31 protein-coding genes and 2 tRNA genes are annotated in these 26,911 nt (G+C 52.7%); 20 read left to right on the top strand and 13 right to left on the bottom strand.

Going from position 1 to position 26,911, the window contains the following annotated elements; genetic code table 11:
* Positions 1-92 precede the first annotated feature (92 nt).
* The 14 genes from fliF to rcsA all read left to right on the top strand — a co-directional run bounded on the left by fliF (position 93) and on the right by rcsA (position 11,610).
* A complete protein-coding gene (gene fliF, locus ACLJQJ_RS08680) occupies positions 93-1,775 on the top strand; it encodes a flagellar basal-body MS-ring/collar protein FliF (protein WP_039590427.1) in 1,683 nt (560 codons plus the stop codon).
* Positions 1,768-2,763: a flagellar motor switch protein FliG gene (gene fliG / locus ACLJQJ_RS08685; RefSeq protein ID WP_000067735.1), complete on the top strand. Its 996-nt coding sequence runs from the start codon at positions 1,768-1,770 to the stop codon at positions 2,761-2,763. The genes fliF and fliG overlap by 8 nt, the downstream gene beginning before the upstream one ends.
* A complete protein-coding gene (gene fliH / locus ACLJQJ_RS08690) occupies positions 2,756-3,463 on the top strand; it encodes a flagellar assembly protein FliH (RefSeq protein WP_000064158.1) in 708 nt (235 codons plus the stop codon). Before fliG ends, fliH begins: the two co-directional genes overlap by 8 nt.
* Positions 3,463-4,833, top strand: a complete 1,371-nt coding sequence (gene fliI / locus ACLJQJ_RS08695; protein ID WP_000213257.1) for a flagellar protein export ATPase FliI — start codon at positions 3,463-3,465, stop codon at positions 4,831-4,833. The genes fliH and fliI overlap by 1 nt, the downstream gene beginning before the upstream one ends.
* A gap of 21 nt (positions 4,834-4,854) precedes the next feature.
* The gene (gene fliJ / locus ACLJQJ_RS08700) at positions 4,855-5,298 is read left to right on the top strand and encodes a flagellar export protein FliJ (protein ID WP_000046981.1); all 444 of its coding nucleotides are present in this window, start codon (positions 4,855-4,857) and stop codon (positions 5,296-5,298) included.
* Positions 5,295-6,518, top strand: coding sequence for a flagellar hook length control protein FliK (gene fliK, locus ACLJQJ_RS08705; protein WP_063809545.1), 1,224 nt, complete (start codon positions 5,295-5,297; stop codon positions 6,516-6,518). The genes fliJ and fliK overlap by 4 nt, the downstream gene beginning before the upstream one ends.
* Before the next feature lie 104 nt (positions 6,519-6,622).
* Entirely contained in the window at positions 6,623-7,090 is a 468-nt protein-coding gene (fliL, locus tag ACLJQJ_RS08710; protein WP_000132169.1) for a flagellar basal body-associated protein FliL, read from the top strand.
* A gap of 4 nt (positions 7,091-7,094) precedes the next feature.
* A complete protein-coding gene (fliM, locus tag ACLJQJ_RS08715; RefSeq protein ID WP_000502811.1) occupies positions 7,095-8,099 on the top strand; it encodes a flagellar motor switch protein FliM in 1,005 nt (334 codons plus the stop codon).
* Positions 8,096-8,509 carry a flagellar motor switch protein FliN gene (gene fliN, locus ACLJQJ_RS08720; protein WP_063809544.1) on the top strand — a complete coding sequence of 138 codons (414 nt, stop codon included), beginning with the start codon at positions 8,096-8,098 and terminating at the stop codon, positions 8,507-8,509. The genes fliM and fliN overlap by 4 nt, the downstream gene beginning before the upstream one ends.
* Positions 8,509-8,886 (top strand): flagellar biosynthetic protein FliO, encoded by a 378-nt coding sequence (fliO, locus tag ACLJQJ_RS08725; protein ID WP_000978276.1) that lies wholly within the window; start codon positions 8,509-8,511, stop codon positions 8,884-8,886. The genes fliN and fliO overlap by 1 nt, the downstream gene beginning before the upstream one ends.
* Positions 8,886-9,623 carry a flagellar type III secretion system pore protein FliP gene (fliP, locus tag ACLJQJ_RS08730; RefSeq protein WP_001253411.1) on the top strand — a complete coding sequence of 246 codons (738 nt, stop codon included), beginning with the start codon at positions 8,886-8,888 and terminating at the stop codon, positions 9,621-9,623. Before fliO ends, fliP begins: the two co-directional genes overlap by 1 nt.
* A 9-nt stretch (positions 9,624-9,632) precedes the next feature.
* Positions 9,633-9,902 (top strand): flagellar biosynthesis protein FliQ, encoded by a 270-nt coding sequence (fliQ, locus tag ACLJQJ_RS08735; RefSeq protein ID WP_000187355.1) that lies wholly within the window; start codon positions 9,633-9,635, stop codon positions 9,900-9,902.
* 8 nt (positions 9,903-9,910) lie between these two features.
* Entirely contained in the window at positions 9,911-10,705 is a 795-nt protein-coding gene (gene fliR, locus ACLJQJ_RS08740; RefSeq protein ID WP_000616953.1) for a flagellar biosynthetic protein FliR, read from the top strand.
* A 281-nt stretch (positions 10,706-10,986) separates the two neighbouring features.
* Positions 10,987-11,610 (top strand): transcriptional regulator RcsA, encoded by a 624-nt coding sequence (gene rcsA, locus ACLJQJ_RS08745; protein ID WP_000103971.1) that lies wholly within the window; start codon positions 10,987-10,989, stop codon positions 11,608-11,610.
* A gap of 38 nt (positions 11,611-11,648) precedes the next feature.
* On the opposite strand, the gene dsrB is transcribed toward rcsA, so the two are convergent.
* Complete coding sequence (dsrB, locus tag ACLJQJ_RS08750) at positions 11,649-11,843, bottom strand: protein DsrB (protein WP_000867218.1); 195 nt, start codon at positions 11,841-11,843, stop codon at positions 11,649-11,651.
* A gap of 128 nt (positions 11,844-11,971) precedes the next feature.
* On the opposite strand from dsrB, the gene yodD reads away from it, so the two are divergent.
* Positions 11,972-12,199, top strand: coding sequence for a YodD family peroxide/acid resistance protein (gene yodD / locus ACLJQJ_RS08755; RefSeq protein WP_000844798.1), 228 nt, complete (start codon positions 11,972-11,974; stop codon positions 12,197-12,199).
* A gap of 309 nt (positions 12,200-12,508) precedes the next feature.
* Entirely contained in the window at positions 12,509-13,324 is an 816-nt protein-coding gene (locus ACLJQJ_RS08760; protein WP_000948794.1) for a mannosyl-3-phosphoglycerate phosphatase-related protein, read from the top strand.
* Here ACLJQJ_RS08760 and dgcQ read toward each other — a convergent pair.
* The 3 genes from dgcQ to ACLJQJ_RS08775 form a co-directional block, all read right to left on the bottom strand.
* Positions 13,303-15,015 (bottom strand): cellulose biosynthesis regulator diguanylate cyclase DgcQ, encoded by a 1,713-nt coding sequence (gene dgcQ, locus ACLJQJ_RS08765; protein ID WP_001119828.1) that lies wholly within the window; start codon positions 15,013-15,015, stop codon positions 13,303-13,305. The two genes, ACLJQJ_RS08760 and dgcQ, sit on opposite strands and share 22 nt — an antisense overlap.
* A 164-nt stretch (positions 15,016-15,179) precedes the next feature.
* Positions 15,180-15,365 (bottom strand): YodC family protein, encoded by a 186-nt coding sequence (locus tag ACLJQJ_RS08770; protein ID WP_001521741.1) that lies wholly within the window; start codon positions 15,363-15,365, stop codon positions 15,180-15,182.
* Positions 15,366-15,441: 76 nt separating this feature from the next.
* Positions 15,442-16,359 carry a DUF808 domain-containing protein gene (locus ACLJQJ_RS08775; RefSeq protein WP_085920526.1) on the bottom strand — a complete coding sequence of 306 codons (918 nt, stop codon included), beginning with the start codon at positions 16,357-16,359 and terminating at the stop codon, positions 15,442-15,444.
* Between the two features lie 169 nt (positions 16,360-16,528).
* On the opposite strand from ACLJQJ_RS08775, the gene yedA reads away from it, so the two are divergent.
* Entirely contained in the window at positions 16,529-17,449 is a 921-nt protein-coding gene (gene yedA / locus ACLJQJ_RS08780) for a drug/metabolite exporter YedA (protein ID WP_001212263.1), read from the top strand.
* On the opposite strand, the gene ACLJQJ_RS08785 is transcribed toward yedA, so the two are convergent.
* From ACLJQJ_RS08785 to drpB, 4 genes are all read right to left on the bottom strand, one after another.
* Positions 17,438-17,908, bottom strand: coding sequence for a very short patch repair endonuclease (locus tag ACLJQJ_RS08785; RefSeq protein ID WP_000785978.1), 471 nt, complete (start codon positions 17,906-17,908; stop codon positions 17,438-17,440). The two genes, yedA and ACLJQJ_RS08785, sit on opposite strands and share 12 nt — an antisense overlap.
* Complete coding sequence (locus ACLJQJ_RS08790; RefSeq protein ID WP_063809543.1) at positions 17,889-19,319, bottom strand: DNA cytosine methyltransferase; 1,431 nt, start codon at positions 19,317-19,319, stop codon at positions 17,889-17,891. Before ACLJQJ_RS08790 ends, ACLJQJ_RS08785 begins: the two co-directional genes overlap by 20 nt.
* Before the next feature lie 73 nt (positions 19,320-19,392).
* Entirely contained in the window at positions 19,393-20,088 is a 696-nt protein-coding gene (locus ACLJQJ_RS08795; protein WP_063809542.1) for a phosphohydrolase, read from the bottom strand.
* Between the two features lie 79 nt (positions 20,089-20,167).
* Positions 20,168-20,479, bottom strand: coding sequence for a cell division protein DrpB (drpB, locus tag ACLJQJ_RS08800; protein ID WP_000107434.1), 312 nt, complete (start codon positions 20,477-20,479; stop codon positions 20,168-20,170).
* 651 nt (positions 20,480-21,130) lie between these two features.
* Between drpB and ompC the strand changes: the two genes are divergently transcribed.
* Positions 21,131-22,342 (top strand): porin OmpC, encoded by a 1,212-nt coding sequence (ompC, locus tag ACLJQJ_RS08805; RefSeq protein WP_063809541.1) that lies wholly within the window; start codon positions 21,131-21,133, stop codon positions 22,340-22,342.
* 259 nt (positions 22,343-22,601) lie between these two features.
* On the opposite strand, the gene ACLJQJ_RS08810 is transcribed toward ompC, so the two are convergent.
* From ACLJQJ_RS08810 to ACLJQJ_RS08830, 5 genes are all read right to left on the bottom strand, one after another.
* Positions 22,602-22,790 carry a hypothetical protein gene (locus tag ACLJQJ_RS08810; protein WP_024131109.1) on the bottom strand — a complete coding sequence of 63 codons (189 nt, stop codon included), beginning with the start codon at positions 22,788-22,790 and terminating at the stop codon, positions 22,602-22,604.
* A 10-nt stretch (positions 22,791-22,800) separates the two neighbouring features.
* Positions 22,801-23,013: a cold shock domain-containing protein gene (locus ACLJQJ_RS08815; protein WP_000208509.1), complete on the bottom strand. Its 213-nt coding sequence runs from the start codon at positions 23,011-23,013 to the stop codon at positions 22,801-22,803.
* 456 nt (positions 23,014-23,469) lie between these two features.
* Positions 23,470-24,738, bottom strand: a complete 1,269-nt coding sequence (locus ACLJQJ_RS08820; RefSeq protein WP_000457665.1) for a Y-family DNA polymerase — start codon at positions 24,736-24,738, stop codon at positions 23,470-23,472.
* 2 nt (positions 24,739-24,740) lie between these two features.
* Positions 24,741-25,160, bottom strand: a complete 420-nt coding sequence (locus ACLJQJ_RS08825; protein ID WP_058214695.1) for a translesion error-prone DNA polymerase V autoproteolytic subunit — start codon at positions 25,158-25,160, stop codon at positions 24,741-24,743.
* A gap of 590 nt (positions 25,161-25,750) precedes the next feature.
* Positions 25,751-25,840, bottom strand: a tRNA-Ser gene (locus tag ACLJQJ_RS08830).
* Between the two features lie 88 nt (positions 25,841-25,928).
* Between ACLJQJ_RS08830 and mtfA the strand changes: the two genes are divergently transcribed.
* Entirely contained in the window at positions 25,929-26,726 is a 798-nt protein-coding gene (gene mtfA, locus ACLJQJ_RS08835; protein ID WP_000598920.1) for a DgsA anti-repressor MtfA, read from the top strand.
* A 100-nt stretch (positions 26,727-26,826) separates the two neighbouring features.
* A tRNA-Asn gene (locus ACLJQJ_RS08840) sits at positions 26,827-26,902 on the top strand.
* Positions 26,903-26,911 lie beyond the last annotated feature (9 nt).

Raw genomic sequence — 26,911 nt, forward strand, 5'->3', positions numbered from 1 at the left:
GAGACCGTCAATTTTTCGAGTTTGCTGACCCGGGAGTGAGTCTTGTTCCACTTTGCAAAAAACGCCGTCCACGATCAGTCACGAGGTGCGAGATGAGTGCGACTGCATCGACTGCAACCCAACCTAAACCTCTCGAGTGGCTTAATCGCCTACGCGCGAATCCCCGAATTCCGTTAATTGTGGCGGGTTCCGCTGCCGTGGCGATCGTCGTTGCGATGGTGCTGTGGGCCAAAACGCCCGATTACCGCACGCTATTTAGCAACCTTTCCGATCAGGACGGCGGCGCGATCGTCGCGCAGTTGACCCAGATGAATATCCCCTATCGCTTTGCCAATGGCAGCGGCGCGATTGAAGTGCCCGCCGACAAAGTGCATGAACTGCGTCTGCGTCTGGCGCAGCAGGGGCTGCCTAAAGGCGGCGCGGTAGGCTTTGAACTGCTTGATCAGGAAAAATTCGGTATCAGCCAGTTCAGCGAGCAGGTGAATTATCAGCGCGCGCTGGAAGGTGAACTGGCCCGGACGATCGAGACGCTGGGTCCGGTAAAAAGCGCCCGCGTTCACCTGGCGATGCCAAAGCCGTCGCTATTTGTGCGGGAACAAAAATCCCCTTCCGCCTCCGTCACCGTCACACTGGAACCGGGCCGGGCGCTGGATGAAGGACAAATTAGCGCCGTGGTACATCTGGTTTCCAGCGCTGTCGCCGGTTTGCCGCCAGGAAACGTCACTCTGGTCGATCAATCCGGTCATCTGCTCACGCAATCCAATACCAGCGGTCGCGACCTTAATGACGCGCAATTAAAATTTGCTAATGATGTGGAAAGCCGCATCCAACGCCGTATCGAAGCCATTCTGTCGCCTATCGTCGGGAACGGTAATGTTCACGCTCAGGTAACCGCCCAGTTGGATTTTGCCAATAAAGAGCAGACGGAAGAGCACTACAGCCCGAACGGCGATGCGTCGAAGGCCACCCTGCGTTCACGTCAGTTGAATATTAGCGAACAGGTAGGCGCGGGCTATCCCGGCGGCGTGCCTGGCGCGCTGTCGAACCAACCAGCGCCGCCTAACGAGGCGCCGATCGCCACGCCGCCGACCAATCAACAAAACGCGCAGAATACGCCACAAACCAGCACCAGTACCAACAGTAACAACGCTGGCCCGCGCAATACACAGCGTAATGAAACCAGTAACTACGAAGTGGACCGCACCATTCGTCACACCAAAATGAATGTGGGCGATATTGAGCGTCTCTCCGTGGCCGTCGTGGTGAATTACAAAACGCTGGCAGATGGCAAACCGCTGCCATTGACCGCCGATCAGATGAAACAGATCGAGGATTTAACCCGTGAAGCGATGGGTTTTTCTGATAAACGCGGCGATACGCTAAACGTGGTGAATTCACCGTTTAGCGCAGTGGATGACACCGGCGGCGAACTGCCCTTCTGGCAACAGCAGTCCTTTATCGATCAGTTGCTCGCGGCAGGTCGCTGGTTACTGGTGCTGGTGGTGGCCTGGATTCTGTGGCGCAAAGCGGTACGTCCGCAGTTGACGCGCCGCGTTGAAGAAGCGAAAGCGGCGCAGGAACAGGCGCAGGTTCGCCAGGAAACCGAAGAAGCCGTGGAAGTACGCCTTAGCAAAGACGAGCAGCTCCAGCAACGCCGGGCTAATCAGCGTCTGGGCGCCGAGGTGATGAGCCAGCGTATTCGCGAAATGTCAGACAACGATCCGCGCGTGGTGGCGCTGGTCATTCGCCAGTGGATGAGTAACGATCATGAGTAATCTTAGCGGTACCGATAAAAGCGTCATTTTGTTGATGACCATTGGCGAAGACCGGGCGGCAGAGGTGTTTAAACACCTCTCCACCCGCGAAGTACAGGCGTTAAGTACGGCGATGGCTAACGTGCGTCAGATCTCCAACAAACAACTGACGGACGTACTATCAGAGTTTGAGCAAGAAGCGGAGCAGTTCGCCGCGCTGAATATCAACGCCAACGAATACCTGCGCTCCGTACTGGTTAAAGCGTTGGGCGAAGAACGCGCCTCCAGCCTGCTGGAAGATATTCTGGAAACGCGCGATACCACCAGCGGTATCGAAACGCTCAACTTTATGGAACCGCAGAGTGCCGCCGACCTGATTCGCGACGAACACCCGCAGATTATCGCCACCATTCTGGTCCACCTCAAACGCAGTCAGGCCGCCGATATTCTGGCGCTGTTTGACGAGCGTCTGCGTCATGATGTGATGCTGCGTATCGCGACATTTGGCGGCGTACAGCCGGCGGCGCTGGCGGAGTTGACCGAAGTGCTGAATGGCCTGCTCGACGGTCAGAACCTGAAACGCAGCAAAATGGGCGGCGTAAGAACCGCGGCGGAAATTATCAACCTGATGAAAACGCAGCAGGAAGAAGCGGTTATTACCGCTGTGCGCGAATTCGACGGCGAACTGGCGCAGAAAATCATCGACGAGATGTTCCTGTTCGAAAATCTGGTGGATGTGGACGATCGCAGTATCCAGCGTCTGTTGCAGGAAGTGGATTCCGAATCGCTGCTGATCGCTCTGAAAGGCGCCGAACCACCATTACGCGAGAAGTTCCTGCGCAATATGTCCCAGCGCGCCGCCGATATCCTGCGCGACGACCTTGCCAACCGTGGCCCGGTTCGTCTGTCTCAGGTGGAAAACGAGCAGAAAGCGATTCTGCTTATTGTGCGTCGTCTGGCGGAAACCGGCGAAATGGTGATTGGCAGCGGCGAGGATACCTATGTCTAATGAATTGCCGTGGCAAGTCTGGACCCCCGACGATCTCGCCCCGCCGCCGGAGACGTTTGTGCCGGTTGAGGCTGATAACGTGACCTTGACAGACGATACGCCGGAGCCCGAACTCACTGCCGAACAGCAGCTGGAGCAGGAGCTGGCGCAGCTAAAAATACAGGCCCATGAACAAGGTTATAACGCCGGGCTGGCGGAGGGACGGCAAAAAGGACACGCGCAGGGATACCAGGAAGGGTTAGCGCAGGGGCTGGAGCAAGGACAAGCCCAGGCGCAGACGCAGCAGGCGCCGATTCATGCCCGTATGCAGCAGTTAGTGAGCGAGTTTCAGAACACACTTGACGCGCTCGATAGCGTTATCGCCTCACGGCTGATGCAAATGGCCCTGGAGGCTGCGCGTCAGGTCATCGGCCAAACGCCGGCGGTGGACAACTCGGCGCTGATTAAACAGATCCAACAACTGTTGCAGCAAGAGCCGCTCTTTAGCGGCAAGCCGCAGTTGCGCGTGCATCCGGACGACTTACAGCGGGTGGAAGAGATGCTGGGCGCCACGCTCAGTCTTCACGGATGGCGGTTGCGCGGCGATCCAACGTTGCATCACGGCGGGTGTAAAGTCTCTGCCGATGAGGGCGATCTGGACGCCAGCGTCGCCACTCGCTGGCAAGAGTTGTGTCGCCTGGCGGCGCCGGGAGTGCTCTGATGACCACGCGTCTGACCCGCTGGCTTACCGCGCTCGACAACTTTGAAGCCAAAATGGCGTTATTGCCGGCGGTGCGTCGTTATGGACGTTTAACCCGCGCCACGGGCCTGGTACTGGAGGCCACCGGTCTCCAGCTTCCGCTGGGCGCCACCTGCATTATTGAGCGCCAGGACGGCCCTGAAACCAAAGAGGTGGAATCGGAAGTCGTCGGTTTTAACGGCCAGCGTCTGTTTTTAATGCCGCTGGAAGAGGTCGAAGGCATTCTGCCCGGAGCCCGCGTTTACGCCCGTAACGGGCATGGCGACGGTCTGCAAAGCGGCAAACAGCTACCGCTCGGCCCGGCCTTGCTTGGTCGGGTGCTGGATGGCGGCGGTAAACCGCTCGACGGACTGCCTGCGCCGGATACGCTGGAAACTGGCGCGTTAATCACGCCGCCGTTTAACCCGCTACAGCGAACGCCAATCGAACATGTGTTGGATACCGGCGTACGCGCTATCAACGCGTTGTTAACCGTAGGGCGCGGTCAGCGTATGGGACTCTTTGCTGGTTCCGGCGTCGGTAAGTCGGTTCTGCTTGGCATGATGGCGCGCTACACGCGGGCGGACGTGATTGTCGTGGGACTTATCGGCGAACGTGGCCGCGAAGTTAAAGATTTTATCGAAAATATTCTCGGCCCCGACGGTCGCGCGCGTTCGGTGGTGATTGCCGCCCCGGCGGATGTTTCGCCGCTGCTGCGAATGCAGGGCGCCGCCTATGCCACCCGCATCGCCGAAGATTTTCGCGATCGCGGACAGCATGTGTTGCTGATTATGGATTCGCTGACGCGCTATGCGATGGCACAGCGTGAAATTGCGCTGGCAATCGGCGAACCGCCAGCCACCAAAGGTTATCCGCCCTCGGTGTTCGCAAAGCTGCCGGCGCTGGTCGAGCGTGCCGGTAATGGCATCCACGGCGGTGGCTCTATCACCGCGTTTTATACCGTGTTGACCGAGGGGGACGACCAACAAGATCCCATTGCCGACTCGGCACGCGCAATCCTCGACGGGCACATTGTCTTGTCCCGCCGTCTGGCGGAGGCCGGGCACTATCCGGCCATTGATATCGAGGCGTCAATCAGCCGGGCGATGACCGCGCTCATTACCGAGCAGCACTATGCGCGGGTACGGCTATTTAAACAGTTGCTTTCCAGTTTCCAGCGTAACCGCGATCTGGTCAGCGTCGGCGCCTATGCCAAAGGTAGCGATCCGATGCTTGATAAAGCCATTACCTTATGGCCGCAACTGGAAGCGTTTTTACAGCAAGGCATTTTTGAACGGGCCGACTGGGAGGACTCTCTGCAGGCGCTCGATTTAATTTTCCCGACGGTGTGATAAAGCAGGAGGGCGACGATCATGGCACAACATGGCGCTCTGGAAACACTCAAAGATCTGGCCGAAAAAGAGGTAGATGACGCGGCGCGTTTACTGGGCGAAATGCGTCGCGGCTGCCAACAGGCGGAAGAACAGCTCAAAATGCTGATCGATTATCAGAATGAGTATCGCAGTAATTTGAACACCGATATGGGCAACGGCATCGCCAGTAATCGCTGGATCAACTATCAGCAGTTTATTCAGACACTGGAAAAGGCGATAGAGCAGCATCGCCTCCAGCTTACGCAGTGGACGCAAAAAGTCGACCTGGCGCTGAAGAGCTGGCGTGAGAAAAAGCAGCGACTTCAGGCCTGGCAAACCTTACAGGACCGACAAACCGCGGCAGCGCTGTTAGCTGAAAACCGCATGGATCAGAAAAAGATGGATGAATTTGCTCAGCGTGCAGCAATGAGGAAACCCGAATGATCACCCTGCCCCAACTGATCACCACCGATACCGACATGACCGCGGGTCTGACGTCAGGAAAAACCACCGGTTCAGCCGAGGACTTTCTGGCGCTCCTGGCGGGCGCGTTAGGCGCAGACGGCGCACAGGGCAAAGACGCCCGCATCACGCTGGCCGATTTACAGGCGGCAGGCGGCAAGTTATCGAAAGAGCTACTGACCCAACATGGCGAGCCGGGCCAGGCGGTGAAGCTTGCCGACCTGCTGGCGCAAAAAGCGAATGCGACGGATGAAACGCTTACCGATCTGACACAAGCGCAGCATCTACTGTCTACGCTAACGCCATCGTTGAAAACCAGCGCTCTGGCCGCATTGAGTAAAACGGCGCAGCATGATGAGAAAACGCCCGCGCTGAGCGATGAGGATCTTGCCAGTCTGAGCGCCTTATTCGCCATGCTGCCCGGACAACCTGTCGCGACGCCTGTCGCCGGAGAGACGCCGGCTGAAAATCACATCGCCTTGCCGTCACTGTTGCGCGGCGACATGCCATCGGCGCCGCAGGAAGAGACACATACGCTCTCTTTTAGCGAGCATGAAAAAGGGAAAACCGAGGCGTCGCTTGCGCGCGCCAGCGACGATCGCGCCACGGGGCCATCACTGACGCCGCTGGTGGTCGCTGCCGCCGCGACCAGCGCGAAAGTGGAGGTGGATAGCCCGCCCGCGCCAGTAACGCATGGCGCGGCAATGCCGACGCTCAGCAGCGCCACGGCGCAACCGCAACCGCTACCTGTCGCCTCAGCCCCGGTACTCAGCGCGCCGTTAGGCAGCCATGAATGGCAGCAAACGTTCAGTCAGCAGGTCATGTTATTTACGCGTCAGGGACAGCAAAGCGCGCAGCTTCGATTGCATCCGGAAGAGTTAGGTCAGGTGCATATTTCGCTCAAGCTGGATGACAATCAGGCGCAGCTCCAGATGGTATCGCCGCATAGCCATGTCCGCGCCGCGCTGGAAGCCGCTCTACCCATGTTGCGCACTCAGTTGGCGGAAAGCGGCATTCAGTTGGGACAAAGCAGTATCAGTAGCGAAAGCTTTGCCGGACAGCAGCAGTCTTCATCGCAACAACAGTCTGCCCGCGCCCAACACACGGACGCGTTTGGCGCTGAAGATGACATAGCGTTAACGGCGCCGGCCTCGCTTCAGGCCGCCGCGCGCGGCAATGGCGCAGTGGATATCTTCGCCTAACGCCAGAGGTAGCATGATTATCCGCGTCTTTTCCACGCTTTGTCGTGGACAGGACACGGGATAATCAGCCAATAAGCAGTACCGAAACAGGAAGCCCGTATCAGATGACTGACTCCGCGATTAACAAAAAGAGCAAACGCTCGATTTGGATACCTTTGCTGGTGTTGATTACCCTCGCCGCCTGCGCGACCGCCGGTTATAGCTACTGGCGTATGCAGCAGCAACCGACCACGAACGCTAAAGCGGAACCGGCTCCGCCGCCCGCGCCGGTATTTTTTGCGCTGGATACGTTTACCGTCAATCTGGGCGATGCGGATCGCGTGTTGTATATCGGCGTGACCCTGCGTCTGAAAGACGAAGCGACGCGCGCGCGATTAAATGAATATCTGCCGGAAGTGCGCAGCCGTCTGCTGTTGTTGTTTTCCCGTCAGAATGCCGCCGAGCTCTCAACAGAAGCTGGCAAACAAAAACTGATTGCCGCCATTAAAGAGACGCTGGCCGCGCCGCTCGTTGCCGGACAACCAAAACAGGTCGTCACTGACGTGCTTTATACAGCTTTTATTCTGCGGTAACGATATGGGCGATAGTATTCTTTCTCAGGCTGAAATCGACGCGCTGTTGAACGGCGACAGCGACACCAAAGACGAACCCACTCCCGGTATCGCAAGCGATAGCGATATTCGCCCTTACGATCCCAATACCCAGCGTCGCGTCGTGCGTGAACGCTTGCAGGCGCTGGAGATTATTAACGAGCGTTTCGCACGCCAGTTCCGGATGGGATTATTTAACCTGCTGCGCCGCAGCCCGGATATTACCGTGGGTGCCATACGTATTCAGCCGTATCACGAATTTGCGCGTAACCTGCCGGTACCGACCAACCTGAACCTGATCCACCTGAAGCCGCTACGCGGCACCGGGCTGGTGGTGTTCTCGCCGAGTCTGGTGTTTATTGCCGTCGATAACCTGTTCGGCGGCGACGGTCGTTTTCCGACCAAAGTCGAGGGCCGCGAGTTTACCCATACGGAACAGCGTGTCATCAACCGTATGCTGAAACTGGCGCTGGAAGGCTATAGCGACGCATGGAAAGCCATTAATCCGCTGGAAGTGGAGTATGTGCGTTCCGAAATGCAGGTGAAATTTACCAATATCACCACCTCGCCGAACGATATCGTCGTCAATACGCCGTTTCATGTGGAGATCGGCAATCTGACCGGTGAATTTAACATCTGTCTGCCATTTAGCATGATCGAGCCGCTGCGTGAGCTGCTGGTGAATCCGCCGCTGGAAAACTCGCGCCATGAAGATCAGAACTGGCGTGATAACCTGGTGCGCCAGGTTCAGCACTCTGAACTGGAGCTGGTGGCCAATTTTGCCGATATTCCGTTACGTCTTTCCCAGATTTTGAAGCTGAAACCCGGCGATGTACTGCCGATTGAAAAACCCGACCGCATTATTGCTCATGTGGACGGCGTTCCGGTACTCACCAGCCAATATGGCACCGTAAACGGACAGTATGCGCTACGCGTAGAACATTTGATCAACCCAATTTTGAATTCGCTGAATGAGGAACAGCCCAAATGAGTGACATGAATAATCCGTCCGATGAGAATACTGGCGCATTGGATGATCTGTGGGCTGACGCGTTAAACGAGCAAAAAGCGACCACCACTAAAAGCGCCGCCGACGCGGTTTTCCAACAGCTTGGCGGCGGCGATGTCAGCGGTGCTATGCAGGATATCGATCTGATTATGGATATCCCGGTCAAACTGACCGTAGAGCTGGGCCGCACGCGAATGACCATTAAAGAACTGCTGCGTCTGACGCAGGGGTCGGTCGTCGCGCTGGACGGGCTGGCGGGCGAGCCGCTGGATATCCTGATTAATGGCTACCTGATTGCCCAGGGTGAAGTGGTCGTCGTGGCGGATAAATACGGCGTACGTATCACCGATATTATTACGCCATCCGAGCGTATGCGTCGTTTGGGTCGTTAATGATGAAGACAGAGGCCACGGTTTCTCAGCCCACCGCGCCAGCCGGATCGCCGCTCATGCAGGTGAGCGGCGCATTAATTGGCATTATTGCGCTCATTCTGGCGGCGGCCTGGGTGATTAAGCGTATGGGATTCGCGCCCAAAGGAAATAGCGTCCGGGGGCTCAAGGTGTCAGCCAGCGCCTCGCTTGGCCCGCGCGAACGCGTGGTGATTGTCGAGGTCGAAAATGCGCGTCTGGTACTGGGCGTGACCGCCTCGCAGATCAACCTGCTGCACACCCTGCCGCCCGCGGAGAATGACACGGAAGCACCCGTTGCCCCACCGGCGGATTTCCAGAACATGATGAAGAGCTTACTCAAGCGTTCCGGGAGATCCTGATGCGCCGTTTGTTATTCCTTTCTCTGGCGGGTCTGTGGCTTTTTAGTCCCGCCGCTGCTGCGCAACTGCCGGGGCTTATCAGCCAACCATTAGCGGGCGGAGGCCAAAGCTGGTCATTATCCGTCCAGACGCTGGTTTTCATCACCTCGCTGACGTTTCTGCCGGCGATTTTACTGATGATGACGAGCTTCACGCGTATCATCATTGTTTTTGGCCTGTTGCGTAACGCGCTGGGCACGCCCTCGGCACCGCCAAATCAGGTGTTACTCGGACTGGCGTTGTTTTTGACCTTTTTTATTATGTCGCCCGTCATTGACAAGATTTACGTGGATGCTTACCAGCCGTTTAGCGAGCAGAAAATTTCTATGCAGGAAGCGCTGGATAAAGGCGCGCAACCGTTACGCGCGTTCATGCTGCGCCAAACCCGCGAAGCCGATCTGGCGCTGTTTGCCCGTCTGGCCAATAGCGGTCCGTTACAGGGACCGGAAGCAGTACCGATGCGTATCCTCCTGCCCGCTTATGTCACCAGCGAATTAAAGACGGCGTTTCAGATCGGTTTTACGATTTTCATCCCTTTTTTGATTATCGACCTGGTGATCGCCAGCGTATTGATGGCGTTGGGGATGATGATGGTGCCGCCAGCGACAATCGCCCTACCGTTTAAGCTGATGCTGTTTGTGCTGGTCGATGGTTGGCAATTGCTTGTGGGGTCGCTGGCCCAAAGCTTTTACAGTTAGAGGCGCAAAATGACTCCTGAATCCGTCATGATGATGGGCACCGAGGCGATGAAAGTCGCTCTCGCCCTGGCTGCGCCGCTGTTACTCGTCGCGCTGATTACCGGCCTCATTATCAGCATCTTGCAGGCCGCGACTCAGATTAATGAAATGACGCTGTCGTTTATCCCTAAAATCGTCGCGGTATTCATCGCAATTATCGTTGCCGGCCCGTGGATGCTCAACCTGCTGCTGGACTACGTACGCACTCTGTTCAGCAATTTACCTTATATCATCGGATAAACAGAACGATGATACAGGTTACAAGCGAGCAATGGCTATACTGGCTGCATCTCTATTTCTGGCCTTTGCTGCGCGTACTGGCGCTGATTTCAACGGCGCCCATTCTCAGCGAGCGCGCTATTCCCAAGCGGGTAAAACTGGGGTTGGGAATAATGATTACCCTCGTTATCGCACCGTCGCTACCAGCAAACGATACGCCGCTTTTTTCTATTGCCGCCTTATGGCTGGCGATGCAACAAATTCTGATCGGTATTGCGCTGGGATTTACCATGCAATTCGCCTTTGCGGCGGTGCGTACCGCGGGTGAGTTTATCGGTCTGCAAATGGGGCTTTCCTTTGCCACCTTCGTCGACCCGGGCAGCCACCTGAATATGCCGGTTCTGGCGCGTATTATGGATATGCTCGCCATGCTACTGTTTCTCACCTTTAATGGCCATTTGTGGCTTATTTCGCTGCTGGTCGATACCTTCCACACTCTGCCCATCGGTAGTAACCCGGTGAACAGTAATGCATTTATGGCGCTCGCCAGGGCCGGAGGGCTCATTTTCTTAAACGGACTGATGCTGGCATTGCCGGTCATTACCCTCCTGCTTACGCTCAACCTGGCGCTGGGGCTATTAAACCGCATGGCGCCGCAGCTCTCGATATTTGTTATCGGTTTCCCGCTTACCCTCACCGTCGGCATTATGCTGATGGCCGCGCTAATGCCATTAATTGCGCCGTTTTGCGAACATTTATTCAGCGAAATTTTCAATTTGCTTGCTGATATTGTTAGCGAGATGCCGATAAATAATAACCCATAATTTTTATCCTGTTTTACTAAGGTTTATCCGAAAATAAATTTTAAAAAACATTCACCAGGATATATCCGCTGCCCCTTATTTGTTTTTACTTCACTCACATAACGCAACATTCACTTTACTTTAAGATGATTCCTGGCAAATTATATGTAACTTTACGGGATAGTAAGTTCGCCTGAAAAACCGCGTAAGCGTTGTCTAAGGTGACTATTCGTGTTCCGTCTGATTATGGTGAGTTATTCAGGTAAGGGGAATTATCGTTACGCATTGAGTGAGGGTATGCCATGTCAACGATTATTATGGATTTATGCAGTTACACCCGGCTAGGGTTAAGCGGGTATCTGGTCAGCAGAGGGGTGAAAAAAAGGGAAATCAACGACATCGAAACCGTTGACGAACTCGCTATCGCTTGTGGCGCGCATCAGCCTTCGGTGGTGTTTATTAATGAGGACTGTTTCATTCATACGCCTTCAGACAGTCAACAAATAAAGCAAATCATTAATCAACATCCTGACACGTTATTTATTGTTTTTATGGCAATTGCTAATGTGCATTTTGATGAATATTTATTAGTAAGAAAAAACTTATTGATTAGCTCGAAATCGATTAAACCTGACTCGCTGGATACCATTCTTGGCGATATTCTGAAAAAAGAGTCGGGTATTTCAGGAACCATAAATTTACCAACATTATCGTTAAGTCGAACTGAATCCAGCATGTTGCGAATGTGGATGGAAGGTCAGGGAACCATTCAGATTTCTGACAGAATGAATATTAAAGCAAAAACAGTATCCTCCCATAAGGGGAATATTAAACGAAAGATAAAAACGCATAATAAACAAGTGATCTATCACGTAGTGCGGCTGACAGATAACGTCACTAACGGCATTTTTGTTAACATGCGCTGAGACATCCGGACTGGCAATGTACCTCCAGTCCGGCTCAATTAGTCCTGCTCCGCCTTCTCGACAAAAATACCATCCTGGTGACCTGACTCATTGAAGAACCAGATGCCGAGCGGGTAATCCTCCAGCGAAACCAGGTACATTGTGCCTTCACTAAATTCTTCCACTGCCAGTACCACGCCCGGTCGGCGGGGACCGCCGTCCGTTTTAACGGTTACCCGATCATTCACCTTCATCATTTTCCTCCTGTCGCTTTGTGCCAGTGTAGAACAATTTTCTGCGTCTGACAGCGCCTTGCCGGCGTGTTTGCTGGTTTTCTCAACGGTCTATACTTAGGCTGTCAGGAACCCGTGAGGTAGTGAAGATGAAAACGGCAAAAGAGTACAGTGATACGGCCAAGCGCGAAGTGAGCGTCGATGTAGATGCGCTACTGGCGGCCATCAATGAAATCAGCGAAAGCGAGGTTCACCGTAGCCAGGAAGATCCTGAGCGGGTGAGCGTAGACGGACGGGAATATCATACATGGCATGAATTAGCTGAAGCATTCGAGCTGGATATTCATGATTTTAGTGTAACAGAAGTAAACCGTTAAAAATGGCCGAAAAAAATCCCGGCCCTACGGGTCGGGATCAAACTTGCTTATGCAAGAAGCACTTGAAAATTCGTTACACCAGGAAATCTGATGTGAGATTTACCTTATCTGCAATTTTTTTGCATGACAAGTAAATATTTTTTACATGAATGATTAAGCGCGCTAATAGTTCGGTAGCAAAAGTGTGACAACGCATGTGCTGCCTGGAAGCGACGGGATCGGTTCCAGTTAGCGTTCGACTTCTTTCGGGTGTGCTTTAGGACTTTTCCTGGAAATAAGCCCGCCGTTGCAACGGAAAATGAGGAAAAAATGCTCTCAATCCATGACCCCTTGCTGATTTTTACCGATCTGGACGGCACATTGCTGAACAGCCACACTTTTGAGTGGCAGCCCGCGGCTCCCTGGCTTACACGCCTGCATGAAAGCGGCGTGCCCGTGATCCTCTGTAGCAGTAAAACCGCGGCTGAAATGCTCCAGCTCCAGACGACGTTAAATCTACAGGGACTGCCGCTGATTGCGGAAAACGGCGCGGTGATCCAACTAGACGTTCATTGGGAAGACCATCCCAACTATCCCCGTCTGATAGCCGGTATTTCTCACAACGAAATCCGCCTCGTCCTGCATAAATTGCGTGAAAAGGAACAGTTTAAGTTCACCACGTTTGATGACGTTGACGATCAGGTGATAAGCGAATGGACGGGCCTAAACCGGGCACAGTCTGCCCTAACCCGTCTGCATGAAGCGTCGGTGTCGCTGATCTGGCGCGATAGCGATGAACGCATGGCGCAGTTTGTCGCCCGTTTAAATGACCTGGGACTGCAATTTGTCCATGGCGCCCGTTTCTGGCATGTGCTGGACGCCTCCGCCGGTAAAGATCAGGCTGCCAACTGGCTGATAGAAGCATATCGTCGGCAGTGGCGCGCGCGTCCTCTGACGTTGGGGCTAGGAGACGGCCCCAATGATGCGCCTTTACTGGATGTGATGGATTATGCGGTTGTCGTCAAAGGGCTAAACCGGGAGGGCGTACATTTGCGTAACGACGATCCTCAGCGCGTCTACCGTAGCCAGAACGAAGGGCCGGATGGCTGGCGCGAAGGAATGGACTATTTCTTTTCCCGCTCCTGAGTCGCGTCGCTGGCGCAAATACGGTTACGTCCGGACTGTTTGGCGTAATAAAGCCGTTTGTCGGCCAGCGACTGCAACTGCTCAAAATCATAGTCGCCGTATTCCTCCGCGCTACTGATCCCCATTGACGCGCTGATACGAAGCGTCGTGCTTTTCGTCACCAGAATCTCTTTGTCATTAATGCGCTGGCGTATGCGTTCGGCAATCTGCAACGCCTGCGCTTTCGTCGCGCCGGGCAGCACGATACAAAACTCTTCGCCCCCTACCCGTCCGGCGATGTCGTGCGCCCGAATGGTGCTGCCAATGAGCCCAGCGGCATGGGACAACACGCGATCGCCTGCCTGATGACCAAAGCGATCGTTAACGCTTTTAAAATAATCTAAATCCAGCTGTATCACAGAAAATGGCTGGCGGGCTTCCCGGTAGCGCTTTGCCAGCCTGGACGCTTTTTCAAACAGCGCGCCACGGTTATATAGCCGGGTCAGCGGATCGTGCCATGCCTGCCATTGCAGCGAATTTTGCAGAACAAACATGTTTTTGACCATATGTCGAATAACGCCCCAGGAGATCAACAGCATCGCCGTAAAAAGCACCCATAACAGCGTCAGCGCGATACTAATACTGCCAAAATTCCCTTGGATGCCTTCACGTAATGTATGCACGCGCAGCAGGACGCCATCAAAATGATCCAGCCGCTCCCAGCTTACATAATGCGTTCCTAAACGCAGCCCGCCCAGGGTATCTTTTTCTATTTCACGCGCCAGTAAGGCGCGCTCACGGTCATTTAACGTATTCGCGGTTTGTTGTTCCGGCGCGGAGTCCGTCAACAAACGGAGATGGTTATCGTATAGCTGATATTCCCCTTCAATATCCTTTTCGGCCGCATCGCGCAGGAACCGCTGTAATGACGCGACGGGAATATCCATTGCCAGTACGCCATACCAGTAATTATCGTGATCCAGCGGTAGACTGGCTGTCACTTTTTTCTGCTCGTCAGCAACATAGGGCTGTGCGGAGGTAAACCACCGCACGCCGCGCTGTGGGTTACGCCGTTGGCTTTGCTCGATAAACCAGGGCTGGGTCACGTACTGATAGTAACGGGAGACAATATCGCTACCGTACGCCGTAGGGAGAGTTGAGAGGTAAAACCCTGAGCGAGAAACATACATCGTCTCCAGCGTCAGCATGGCGGATGAGCGCGCCAGACGCGCCAGATACCCTAACTCCAGCGTGGCGGTTAATTCATTTGCCAGGTCACGACTTTCCCGCGAAAGAAGCGTCGTCCGGGCGACAAATTGATCGGAAACGCCATATAACGGCAATGTCCGCCGCTTATCCAACTCCAGTTGCCAGAAATGTCTGACGCGTCGTTGCTCAAACTGCGTCACCGCGCTTTGCAATGCGGAAAAAGCCAGCGGCGCCACCAGCGCTTCATGCATACCGTTGCGTAAAAAGATCAACCTGTCCATGTTGAATTGCAGTTGGCGGTCAAGGACATTCGCGACGCTCCCCAGATGATTGCGCTGACTGGCGACATACGCGTCTTTCAGTATCATCACTTCCCGCCAGGTAAGTAGCGTCGAGAACAGCATCACGATCAGAAAACAGGTGTTGACGACATGACCGGGACCAAAACGCCGCGCCAGCTTTTTAAACCAGCCTTGATTATCTAACAGTGTTTCGTGCGGCACCCTGGTAACTCCTGGTTATTGATACAACGCCCCCTGATGGCTTACGGTAGCCAGACCTCATCAAGGGATACCACTCAATCCTGGCATAACCAGGTAGCAGCATGTCGCAGCGCGACGACTCTTTTTCTCCACAGCAAAACGCCCGGCATTAACCGGGCGTTTTGTCATCGGGCTTCGTCCCGCCCGCGCCTTTCCTTGCCTGGCACGAGCTCATTCTCATGGAATGCCTCCCGCTTTACGCCAAAACCATCATACCAGCGACACTCTACCATTCCGCTGGAATAACCGGTGACGATCATCCGGGGCCCACCCTCTTTCACGGTAACTTCCTCACTGACAGAAAAGACCATACCTGCCTCCTGTATCAGATGAAACGTTTTCACCTTAGACGAGGATGGGCAATTTTGCATAATTCATTGTAGAAAATCAGTGCGAAACACCGCGAATTTTCGCCACACCTTTCACCAGCGCCACCACAATGGCGCCGATAATAAAGCCGAGCACCAGATTCAGCCCCGCAGGGATCGTATGCGCCATGAAAGCCCCCTGCTGCTGCGCAAAATGTTCAATGGCATGGTGTAGCGGCGCAATACCGTGTACGACAATCCCGCCGCCGACCAGAAACATCGCCAGCGTACCGACAATGGATAATGCTTTCATTAACCAGGGCGCGATAATCAGTAATCCTTTACCGACGCCCTGCGCCAGCACGCTACGCTTTTCCGCCAACCAGTACCCCATATCATCCAGTTTGACAATAATACCCACCAGGCCATACACGCCAATGGTCACAACCAACGCAATCCCCGCCAGCACCAACACCTGATTAAGCAGCGGCGCCTGCGCGACAATCCCCAGGGTAATGGCCACAATTTCAGCGGACAGAATGAAATCGGTACGGACCGCCCCTTTTACTTTATCTTTTTCAAAGGCCAAAGGATCTTGCGCAGCCAGCGCCTCAAGACGTTTTTGCCGCTCCGCCGGGTCTTCTTTGTGTTTTCGCGCCTCAAAGGTATGCAGGACTTTTTCTACCCCTTCAAAGCAGAGAAACGCGCCGCCTAACATTAATAAAGGCGTGATGGCCCACGGGATAAATGCGCTTATCAGCAGCGCCAACGGCACCAGAATAACCTTGTTGATTAATGATCCTTTCGCCACGCTCCATACCACTGGCAGCTCGCGATTAGCGCGAACGCCGGTCACCTGCTGCGCATTGAGCGACAGGTCGTCCCCCAGTACGCCCGCGGTTTTTTTCGCGGCCAATTTGCCCATTACCGAAATATCGTCCAGCAGCGTGGCGATATCGTCGAGTAATGTCAGTAAGCTACTTCCTGCCAAAATGATTTCCTCGGTCTTTTCTTCTAAGACGTTAAGTATGTAGCAAAACGCGCAATGCCGAAACCGGCGGCGCGGGTCAACGCCTTTTTATTCCAAAAGGACAATTATAATGCTCGCCAGCATAATAATTTTGACGTTTACTATATTCACCCTTTTTATTTCACCGTGAGTGATTATGCGTTTCCGGCAGTTATTACCTCTTTTTGGCGCGCTTTTTGCCTTGTACATCATTTGGGGGTCTACCTATTTTGTTATCCGCATAGGCGTTGAAAGCTGGCCGCCGCTGATGATGGCAGGTGTACGTTTTCTCTCGGCGGGGATGTTGCTCATGGCGTTTTTGCTGCTGCGCGGCGAAAAACTTCCGCCGCTGCGCCAGACCATCAACGCCGCGCTGATTGGTCTACTGCTGCTGGCGGTGGGTAACGGCCTGGTGACGGTGGCGGAGCATCAAAACGTGCCATCGGGCATTGCTGCCGTCGTGGTCGCCACTGTCCCGCTATTTACGCTGTGCTTTAGCTACTTTTTTGGTATTAAAACGCGCAAATTAGAATGGGTGGGGATTGCCATTGGACTTGCCGGGATTATTCTGCTGAACAGCGGCGGCAACTTAAGCGGCAATCCGTGGGGCGCGATTTTGATCCTGATAGGTTCGATGAGCTGGGCATTTGGTTCCGTTTACGGCTCGCGCATCGCCCTCCCTGTGGGCATGATGGCGGGTGCGATTGAAATGCTGGCGGCGGGCGTGGTATTGCTTTGCGCGGCGTTTCTTTCCGGCGAAAAGCTCGCCACGCTGCCTGGCTTATCGGGGTTTATGGCCGTCGGCTACCTGGCGTTGTTCGGTTCTATTATCGCCATTAATGCCTATATGTACCTGATTCGCAACGTCAGTCCGGCGCTGGCGACCAGCTACGCCTATGTGAATCCGGTTGTCGCCGTGTTGCTTGGCACTGGCCTGGGCGGCGAGAGGTTATCGCCCGTTGAATGGGCCGCGCTGGGTGTGATTGTGTTTGCCGTAGTGCTGGTGACTCTGGGTAAGTACCTGTTTCCCGCCAGGGCGGTGGTCACGCCGTGTAAAACGGAAGATTCACGCCAGTAGATGAATCCCCTGGGTGTCGATCTGCGCGCTGGCGCCGCCGCCGCAGATCCACTCTTCCAGGCGCTCCGCCAACGCCGCGTCGCTCAATTTCGCTCGCCCGCGCAAGGCGCACTCCCAGACGATCAGCACCCGCCAGCCAAGCGCCTGTAAACGCTGAATATCGCGCTCATCGCGCTCAACGTTCTTACCGATTTTTTCCAGCCAGAAAGCCGTTCGCGTGGCCGGTACTTTGAACAGATAACAGTGGTGATGATGCCAAAAGCAGCCGTGAGTAAAAATCACACAATCATAGTCATTCACCACAAAGTCCGGCTTGCCTGGTAATGTCGCGTCCTGAGTATGAAACGTAATCCCCTGCGCGCTTAGCAGGCCGGCAAGACGTTTTTCAATAGCCGTATCGCGGGTCGCTATCGCGCGCATATTTTTACTGCGCGTGGCTTTATCGTGAACGTCCGCCATCTACCGTCTCTCTCTGACGCAGCGTCACCGCCTGGTGAATTTTGGGTTCCAGCAGCTTTGCTACCGCGGCAAATACCGGCACCACCACGGAGTTGCCAAACTGGCGATAGGCCTGCGTATCCGAGACAGGTATCCTGAACTGGTACGTTTGCGGCGCCTCAAATCCCATTAAACGCGCGCACTCTCTCGGCGTGAGTCGGCGGGGACGATGTTGTTGGTTGCCAGCATCGTCGAAATTCACTTCGCCTTTCGCCATATCCCAACCACGATCGATCAGAATTTCGGCGCCATCTTTGTAGTAGCGAGCAGATAACGTGCGCGCCACACTTTCCGGATTGTCAGGATAAACCATGCCATAGCCAAAACCGTTTCCCCGCGCCTGGTGCTTTTTCGCGTAGCGATATAAATATTTCCACAGCACCGGCGTCAGGATATATTTGGCTTCGACGACGGGCTCCAGCAGTTCTGCCAGCGTCGGACGGCGCGGTGGATAACAGCGGGCGATATTGCGTAACGTAAAATTGGTTTTCAGGTTTAAATCGCGACGGAATCCCACCAACACAATACGTTCCCGATGCTGAGGAAGAAAGTGCTGCCCGTCGATAATTTTCGGATCGTCCGGGCCATTGTCAGCGGCATCCGCCACGTCATATCCCAGTTCATCGAGCGTTTGCATAATAATGCGGAAAGTGTTGCCCTGGTCGTGACTTTTAAGGTTTTTCACGTTTTCCAGCACAAACAGCGCGGGGCGGCGAGCGTCGATAATTCTTACGACATCAAAAAATAACGTCCCCTGAGTCTCGCAGGCAAAGCCGTGGGCGCGGCCCAGCGCATTTTTCTTGGAAACGCCCGCCAGAGAAAATGGCTGACAGGGAAAGCCCGCCAGCAGGACATCATGTTGCGGAATATGCTGGCGAATGTGTTCCGCCGCCTCATCATCGCTGACCCCTTCCCGGTGGCTCAATGTGATATCGCGGATATCTTCATTAAAGCGATGTTGCAGCGGATCGCAAAAATAGTTCGCTTTATATGTCCGTACCGCGTGCTTATTCCATTCGCTGGTAAACACGCACTGTCCGCCTATCGCTTCAAATCCGCGGCGAATGCCGCCGATGCCCGCGAAGAGATCGATAAAACGAAAGGCGTAATGTGGATGATGCGCTGGCGGCGTCGGCAACTCTGTTTTAAGACAGCTAAGTTCATTGTCGCTCAAACGATGCCATGCCGCGTTCATCATTACGCGCTTGAAGATGGCCGGGCTCCAGTGCTGTTCGCCCAGGCCGTTAAGGTGCGCCACCAGCGTTTTAACATCGTAGATTTCCAGCAATTGACTCAGCATCGCCTGGATCTCGCTTCCGGCGTCGTCGGCGATGAGGTTCCGGGCGTGTGTTACTGAAATATTTTCCTGCATACATTTAACCGGCCAAAAATAATTGCCGACAGACTAACATAAAATGACGCGGTTTACGTTTCAGCGGCAGGGGTTACTGATGCATAGCAAACATCTGGATGACCGCCTCATCCCGTGTTTCATAGTCGCCTTTCAGCTCAGCGCTCAGTTTCGCCATGTACGACACCAGAAAATCCGCATTACGCTGCGCCAGGTACTTGCCCCGTTCGGTCTGCATCGTCAGCGGCAGTTTCAGCAGTTTGGTTTGAAAATGGTCGAGCGCGAATTGCTTATCGTTAAGAGGCCGTCTGTCGGCAAAGGGATCGTCGGCATCAAACAGCGCGACGCCCAGCGCGCCGGAGACCGCGAAGACCCGCGCCAGACCAATGGCGCCCAACGCCTCCAGCCTGTCTGCATCCTGCACGATTTTTGCCTCTGGCGTGGTAGGCGCAATTTTTGCGCTGAAGCTATGCGCTTCGATAGCATGACAAATGCCCGCCAGTTTTTCTGCCGGAAAGTCAGGAAAATCCCGCAGAAAAATACGCCGGGTTTCTGCCGCCGCCAGAATGGAAGAACGATGCCGCTGCGGATGATTTTTCGCCAGGCTGACGATGTCATGGAAATAACATGCCGATAGCACCACCAGCCAGTCGACAGGAACGTTTTCCCCGAGCGTTTGCGCGGTTGCCCAAACACGACGAAAATGGAAGATGTCATGGGCGGCATCCTGTTCCTGGTGGTGGTGACGTAGCCAGTCTTCAAACTGCGATTGCCAGTATCCTGAGTCCATACGCCCTCTCTTTATAGCAGACCATTTTTATTACATGCCTGAGCACAGGGTTCGCTATCCTGACATATCCGCCACCACTTTACATCCCTGCGTGCTTGCGCGTTTCTGGCTTAGTGTCGGCGGGATACCCCCTGTTTTTGCGAGGCCGGGTGTACCAGGCAATACTCCCCAGAATAAGCCAGACGACGCCCAGCGAAAGCGCGTTAAGCCATTTTTCCGTTGCGCTGCCAGGAGTGCTGATTGGGCCGAGAACCGGCTCGGTTTGTATGGCGGACATCAGCCACACGCAACGCGCCATCGCCCAGATGAAGTAGCCGCAAAAGGTATAAAAAACCCATAACGCTAATTTACCGCCCATGCTACGGGTGGCGTTGTCCTCCCTGGTACTCAAACTTTACTCCGCTTTTGTGATGTAAGTCATATGACATTAATTACATTGTAATGTGACATTAGTCACATTTCGACCATAGAATACCTTATCCACCTGTTCTGGTTATTCATTCCACAAATAGTTTATTCTCAGATAATGTTACGCCTGGCGCTGAACCTGCTGTTAAATAAGGGAATGGTGATTGAATCGCAATCTGATGCAGAATAACCCATAACCAGAACAACTTATTTTTACGCACCGCGATAGCGTTTTATTTTATTAGCATTAAGTGTCAGAATGATTCGGTTATTAGCCTTTTATCATTTATTTTATCATTACCCACATTACCGGCATTTATGCCGGTTTTTTTTTATGCTTTTTCATAATCAAAGCTTCAAATACATATAAAAAACAAATTATATTCACACCAGCAACCATCAAATCAAAAACACATAACTCATTGATAAAAAATGATAATTATAGAATATATATTCTTAGTTATTTATATGGCCAGTATTATAAAAAACCAAACGGAAACAAATTGAAATATTTTAAATAGCTTTGTTACATGTTATTTTTTAAATTCCATGAACTTCATAGAATAGTATCAATTTGTAGTTTTGTTGAAGTGGCTACATATTCATATAAATTATTATCATAAGGGAATACATAATGAACAGAAAAGTTCTGGCACTGCTTGTCCCGGCGTTATTAGTGGCAGGCGCAGCAAATGCGGCTGAAGTTTATAATAAAAATGGCAACAAACTCGACCTGTACGGCAAAGTTGATGGTCTGCGTTACTTCTCTGACGATGCAGGCAGCGACGGCGACCAGTCCTACGCCCGTATTGGCTTTAAAGGCGAAACGCAGATCAACGATATGCTGACCGGCTATGGTCAGTGGGAATACAACATGCAGGCGAGCGGCACTGAAGGTAACAGGGATACGTCCTGGACTCGTCTGGGCTTTGCCGGTCTGAAATTCGGCGAGTACGGCTCTTTCGATTATGGCCGTAACTATGGTGTTATCTACGACGTTGAAGCCTGGACCGATGTGCTGCCGGAATTCGGCGGCGACTCTTACACCCAGACAGATGTATATATGCTTCAGCGTGCTAACGGCCTGGCCACCTATCGTAACACCGACTTCTTCGGCCTGGTGGAAGGCTGGAACTTCGCGCTGCAATACCAGGGTAATAACGAAAGTGGCAATAACGGATTTGGCCAGGAAGGCTCCGGTAATGGAACTAACCGCGGTACAAATAAAGAAAACGGTGACGGTTTCGGCCTCTCTACCTCTTATGACTTTGACTTCGGGTTAAGCCTGGGGGCTGCTTATTCAAGTTCTGACCGTACCGATGCCCAAGTAGGTAATGGATATAGTGATGGTCATCGTTACTATGGCAACAATGATGCCGGCGGTGAAACTGCCGAAGCCTGGACCGTAGGTGTCAAATATGACGCCTATAACGTATACCTGGCGGCGATGTACTCTGAAACCCGCAATATGACCTCTTATGGAGACAGCGACTATCACTCTGCAGACGGTAAGTTGGGTGGCGGCGGTATCGCTAACAAAACCCAGAACTTTGAAGTGGTTGCGCAGTATCAGTTCGATTTCGGTCTGCGTCCGTCCATCGCCTACTTGCAATCTAAGGGCAAAGATTTAGGCGGCCAGGATATGGATAGCCATGGTAACTATCGTTACACCGACAAAGATCTGGTTAAATATGTTGACGTCGGTATGACTTACTACTTCAACAAAAATATGTCCACCTACGTTGATTATAAAATCAACCTGCTGGACGAAGATGATGACTTCTACGCAAACAACGGTATTGCAACCGATGATATCGTAGGTGTTGGTCTGGTCTACCAGTTCTAAGACGCTTTATGTTATTCAAGCCCGTGCTTAGCGCGGGCTTGTTATTATAGGGCAAGAATTAAATAACGGATAACGGCGCAAAGACAGGTGACCTGGCTTCATCGGATAGATGAAGACAACGTCGCTTTTTTCAGGCGCTGTCTGCAAGAGAAATAACACCTTTGGGGAAAGGTAAATGCCACTATAGATGATGGATGTCAGCGTCTATAGATGATAATCATCCGGGCATAAAAAAGCTCCGGTACGGAGCTAATATGAATTATTTTCTAAAATCTGGCGGAACCTGTCCTGAGCGAATGTATAATCCAACATTATCAAAAGTGATCATGGTTGACTTACAAAAAATACATTTCGCGCCAAATGGGTTTTGCTCAGTAACATCGAATGTCGATGTTCTGTATTGTGAACCATGGCAACATGGACACCGGAAGTGAATTTTATTAGTAATATCAGTTGCCTTAAAGCGCCACAACGTTGACCGCTGATGGACCTTTTGGTCCCTGCTCTACTGAAAACTCCACTTCCTGATTTTCATTCAGAGTGCGGAATTCATTACTTTGAATGGCGGAAAAATGCACAAACACATCTTTGCTGCCATCTTTAGGCGTAATGAAACCAAAGCCCTTTTCAGGGTTAAACCATTTTACTAAACCAGTGATTTTCGTCGTCATAATATTGTTACCTTTTGAATGAGCCCTTGGGCGAAATGGCCTGAAGAAAATTATCAGAGAGAAAAAAAACCTAAAGGAGATCTCAAGAGGAACAAATGATGAGAAATATTACAATCACTACTTCAGATAAGTTTGTATCAAACCGCACAACCATTAACGCATGGTTAACTGCACATAGCAAGCTTTAGTTTTGTTAAAAAAATATTAATTGTTTTTTAGCATTATCACGCTGATTGCCATACTCTTTTTATCCATGCCCATCGCTACGGCTGAAACCTGGCGTAAATAAGTGACGTCTCACAACGCCTACCTGGCAATAAACGCGCCACATTTCCTGATGTCGTAAACCAGGATACATGCGCCTCATCGTGAGAGGTTCCTGTGATCTTGTGTGACCAAAACCGGTTAGAGAACGGGGACGAGTTGGGGAACTATCTCAGGCATTGATCCCACAAGTTACTTAACACGCAGTAGATCAGAGTATCTTGTGGTGTACCGAGGCGAAAGCATTTCTCGCTTCATAGCCCACTGTTGCGACATCCCCTGCCCGGCGAAGTACAGCGTCCCCTTCCCGTCTTTTGCGTTAAGATGGTCCAGTACTTCCATCAACTTCGCACTACCGGCGCGCGGCGCGTTATCGTCAAAAAGGTTGAGTTGCGCTACGCCCTGACTGAAGAAGTCACCCAGCATCACCCCCGCTTTCTGGTAGCGATGGCCGTCGCGCCAGATTTTATCCAGGCATTTCACAGCCGCATTGATAATGTCGCGTGAATCCTGCGTGGGGGTGAGAAGCGTCACTGCGGCGCTGTTACCGTAGTAGGGCTCGTTCAGGGCAAAGGGGGATGTTTTGACGAATGTTGAGATGAAACGGCAGTACTGGTGCTCGCCGCGGAGTTTTTCTGCCGCGCGCGCAGCGTAGCTGTAAACAGCCTGGCGCATTTCCTCATAGTCTGTGACCCGCTCGCCGAAAGAGCGGCTACAAACGATTTCCTGCTTTGCCGGCGCAAACTCTTCAAGCTCCAGACATGGCTCTCCGCAAAGCTCTCTCACGGTACGCTCCAGCACGACATTGAAGTGTTTCCTGATGATCCAGGTACTTTGTTCAGAGAGATCGAGAGCAGTCTTGATGCCCAGAGCATTGAGCTTCTTACTGATGCGCCTGCCGACACCCCAGACATCCTCTACGGGTATCAGGGCCAGCAGCCGACGCTGGCGATCGATGTTCGATAGGTCAACCACCCCGCCGGTCTGGCGCTGCCACTTTTTCGCAGCATGGTTAGCCAGCTTGGCAAGGGTTTTCGTCTGGGCAATGCCTACACCGACAGTCAGGTGCGTGCGCTTCAGGACCGTCGCTCTTATCTCGCGCCCGAAATCTGTCAGATCCCGGCAGTTTCGTACCCCCGTCAGATCACAAAAAGCCTCATCAATGCTGTAAATTTCTACCCGCGGCACCATCTCCTCGAGTGTGGTCATTACCCGGTTCGACATATCAGCGTAAAGCTCGTAATTACTGCTGAAGCAAACAACACCGGATCGCCGGAAGCGTTCTTTCTGTTTGAAGTATGGCTCACCTGGTGCGATACCGAGCTGTTTCGCCTCGGCGCTACACGCGATAACGCAGCCATCATTGTTTGATAACACCACCACCGGTCGGCCACATAAATCAGGACGAAAGACCGTTTCGCAGGAGGCGTAAAAGCTATTAACATCGCAGAGCGCGAACATAATCAACTGACCGCTTTAATGATAAAGGTCACCACCCCGAATATGTCGAGCGTGTCTTCACTGCCGACAGGTATAGGTCGATAGGCGCCGTTCATGGGGATTAACTGCACTGTCGGGCGCAACTGCAACCGTTTTACGGTGAACTCTCCTTCAATTGCCGCAATTACAATGTCACCGTGGTCAGCGTTCCGTGAGCTATCCACCACCAGCAGGTCACCGTCGCTGATGCCTACTTCAATCATTGAATCACCCGTGGCTTTGACAAAATATGTTGAGCTGGGATGAGAAACGAGCAACTCATTAAGATCGATACGCTGCTCAATGTAGTCCGCCGCGGGGCTGGGGAATCCACACGGCACTAAGTAACTGAAAAATGGGAGAGGAATAATTTCGCGCAACTCTGTAGGTCTGAAAAATTCCATAATCCATACCTCGAATACTGTTTTTATATACAGTAGTATTATTTAAACATGCGCGCAAGATACTGGAGTCGCTGCGGCTGTTGAAATCTTCGTCGCTTCGTTTGTAAGTTTCTCTCTCAGTTCAAATTATGGGTTTTGTAAATTTTCCGGTTGTATTGTCATGTGCGCATATTTAAGCCAGCCTGGAGGCCAGATTTTCTGTACAGCGTCGACAGTCCCGCAGCGTAAGTTATCGCCACGCGCCAGCGCGTTTCCCTGACAGCAAGTAATCTTTTGCCTGGCGACCATGTCTACAGGGGAACATTTCGGGCAACAGGCCGGGTGCGATGATTACCGAGGACGACGGCGTTAAGTCGCCGCGAGTGACATCACTGTGAATCCCGATGGGGTACAGCGAAAGACCGGGGCTGAAAACCAGGAGTTGACTTATAATCGAAAAGTAAAAATAACACTATCCCTGGCCCCCTCTTCTGGCAGAAAAAGCATAAGATGGCGATACGTTTTTCACGTAATATTCTAACAGAATATTCTAAGTGTATTCTAAGTGTGAGACTGATCGCTGAAAGAAGATGAGCTAAGTGTTTGAATTGTGGCGGAGAGAGGGGGATTTGAACCCCCGGTAGAGTTGCCCCTACTCCGGTTTTCGAGACCGGTCCGTTCAGCCGCTCCGGCATCTCTCCGTATATTGCAATGATGCCAGGTAATTTGGCATTTTAACAGACCCTATTCGGGTAATTTTGTTCAAGTGACGAGTTTACGAGCAAAACGATGATTAAGTGGCCCTGGAAAGCACAAGAAATAACCCAGAACGAAGACTGGCCGTGGGATGATGCGCTGGCTATACCTCTTCTGGTAAACCTCACCGCGCAAGAACAGGCTCGGCTTATTGCGCTAGCCGAACGTTTTTTGCAGCAGAAAAGACTGGTAGCGCTACAGGGATTTGAGCTCGACTCGTTAAAAAGTGCACGTATTGCGTTAATTTTTTGCTTACCGATCCTGGAGCTCGGTATTGAGTGGCTTGATGGTTTTCATGAAGTGCTCATTTATCCCGCACCCTTTGTGGTAGATGATGAATGGGAAGATGACATAGGTCTGGTGCACAGCCAGCGTGTCGTACAGTCGGGGCAAAGCTGGCAACAAGGGCCCATTATTCTGAACTGGCTGGATATCCAGGACTCGTTCGATGCTTCGGGTTTCAATCTCATTATTCATGAAGTCGCGCACAAACTGGATATGCGTAATGGCGATCGCGCCAGCGGCATCCCTTTCATCCCGTTGCGCGATGTGGCTGGCTGGGAACACGATCTCCACGCGGCAATGAATAATATTCAGGATGAAATCGATCTTGTTGGCGAAAGCGCTGCCAGTATAGATGCCTATGCCGCCACCGACCCTGCAGAATGTTTTGCCGTGTTGTCAGAGTATTTTTTCAGCGCGCCAGAACTGTTTGCTCCACGTTTCCCGGCGCTATGGCAGCGTTTTTGCCAGTTCTATCGCCAGGATCCTTCTCAGCGCTTACGGGTAAGCGCTGCCGAAGGCGACTACGGCGAGGAATCCGAACATTAATTCCTCACTTTGTGGGTTAATTAACCAATTGAATTGGCGCGTTAATTTTACTGTTGACACGTTATAGCCGGCCCAGTATTATGCGCCTCGTTGAAACAATTCCTCTGTAGTTCAGTCGGTAGAACGGCGGACTGTTAATCCGTATGTCACTGGTTCGAGTCCAGTCAGAGGAGCCATATTTTAGT

It is taken from the genome of Salmonella sp. SAL04202 (assembly GCF_046550775.1).
GTDB lineage: Bacteria > Pseudomonadota > Gammaproteobacteria > Enterobacterales > Enterobacteriaceae > Salmonella > Salmonella enterica.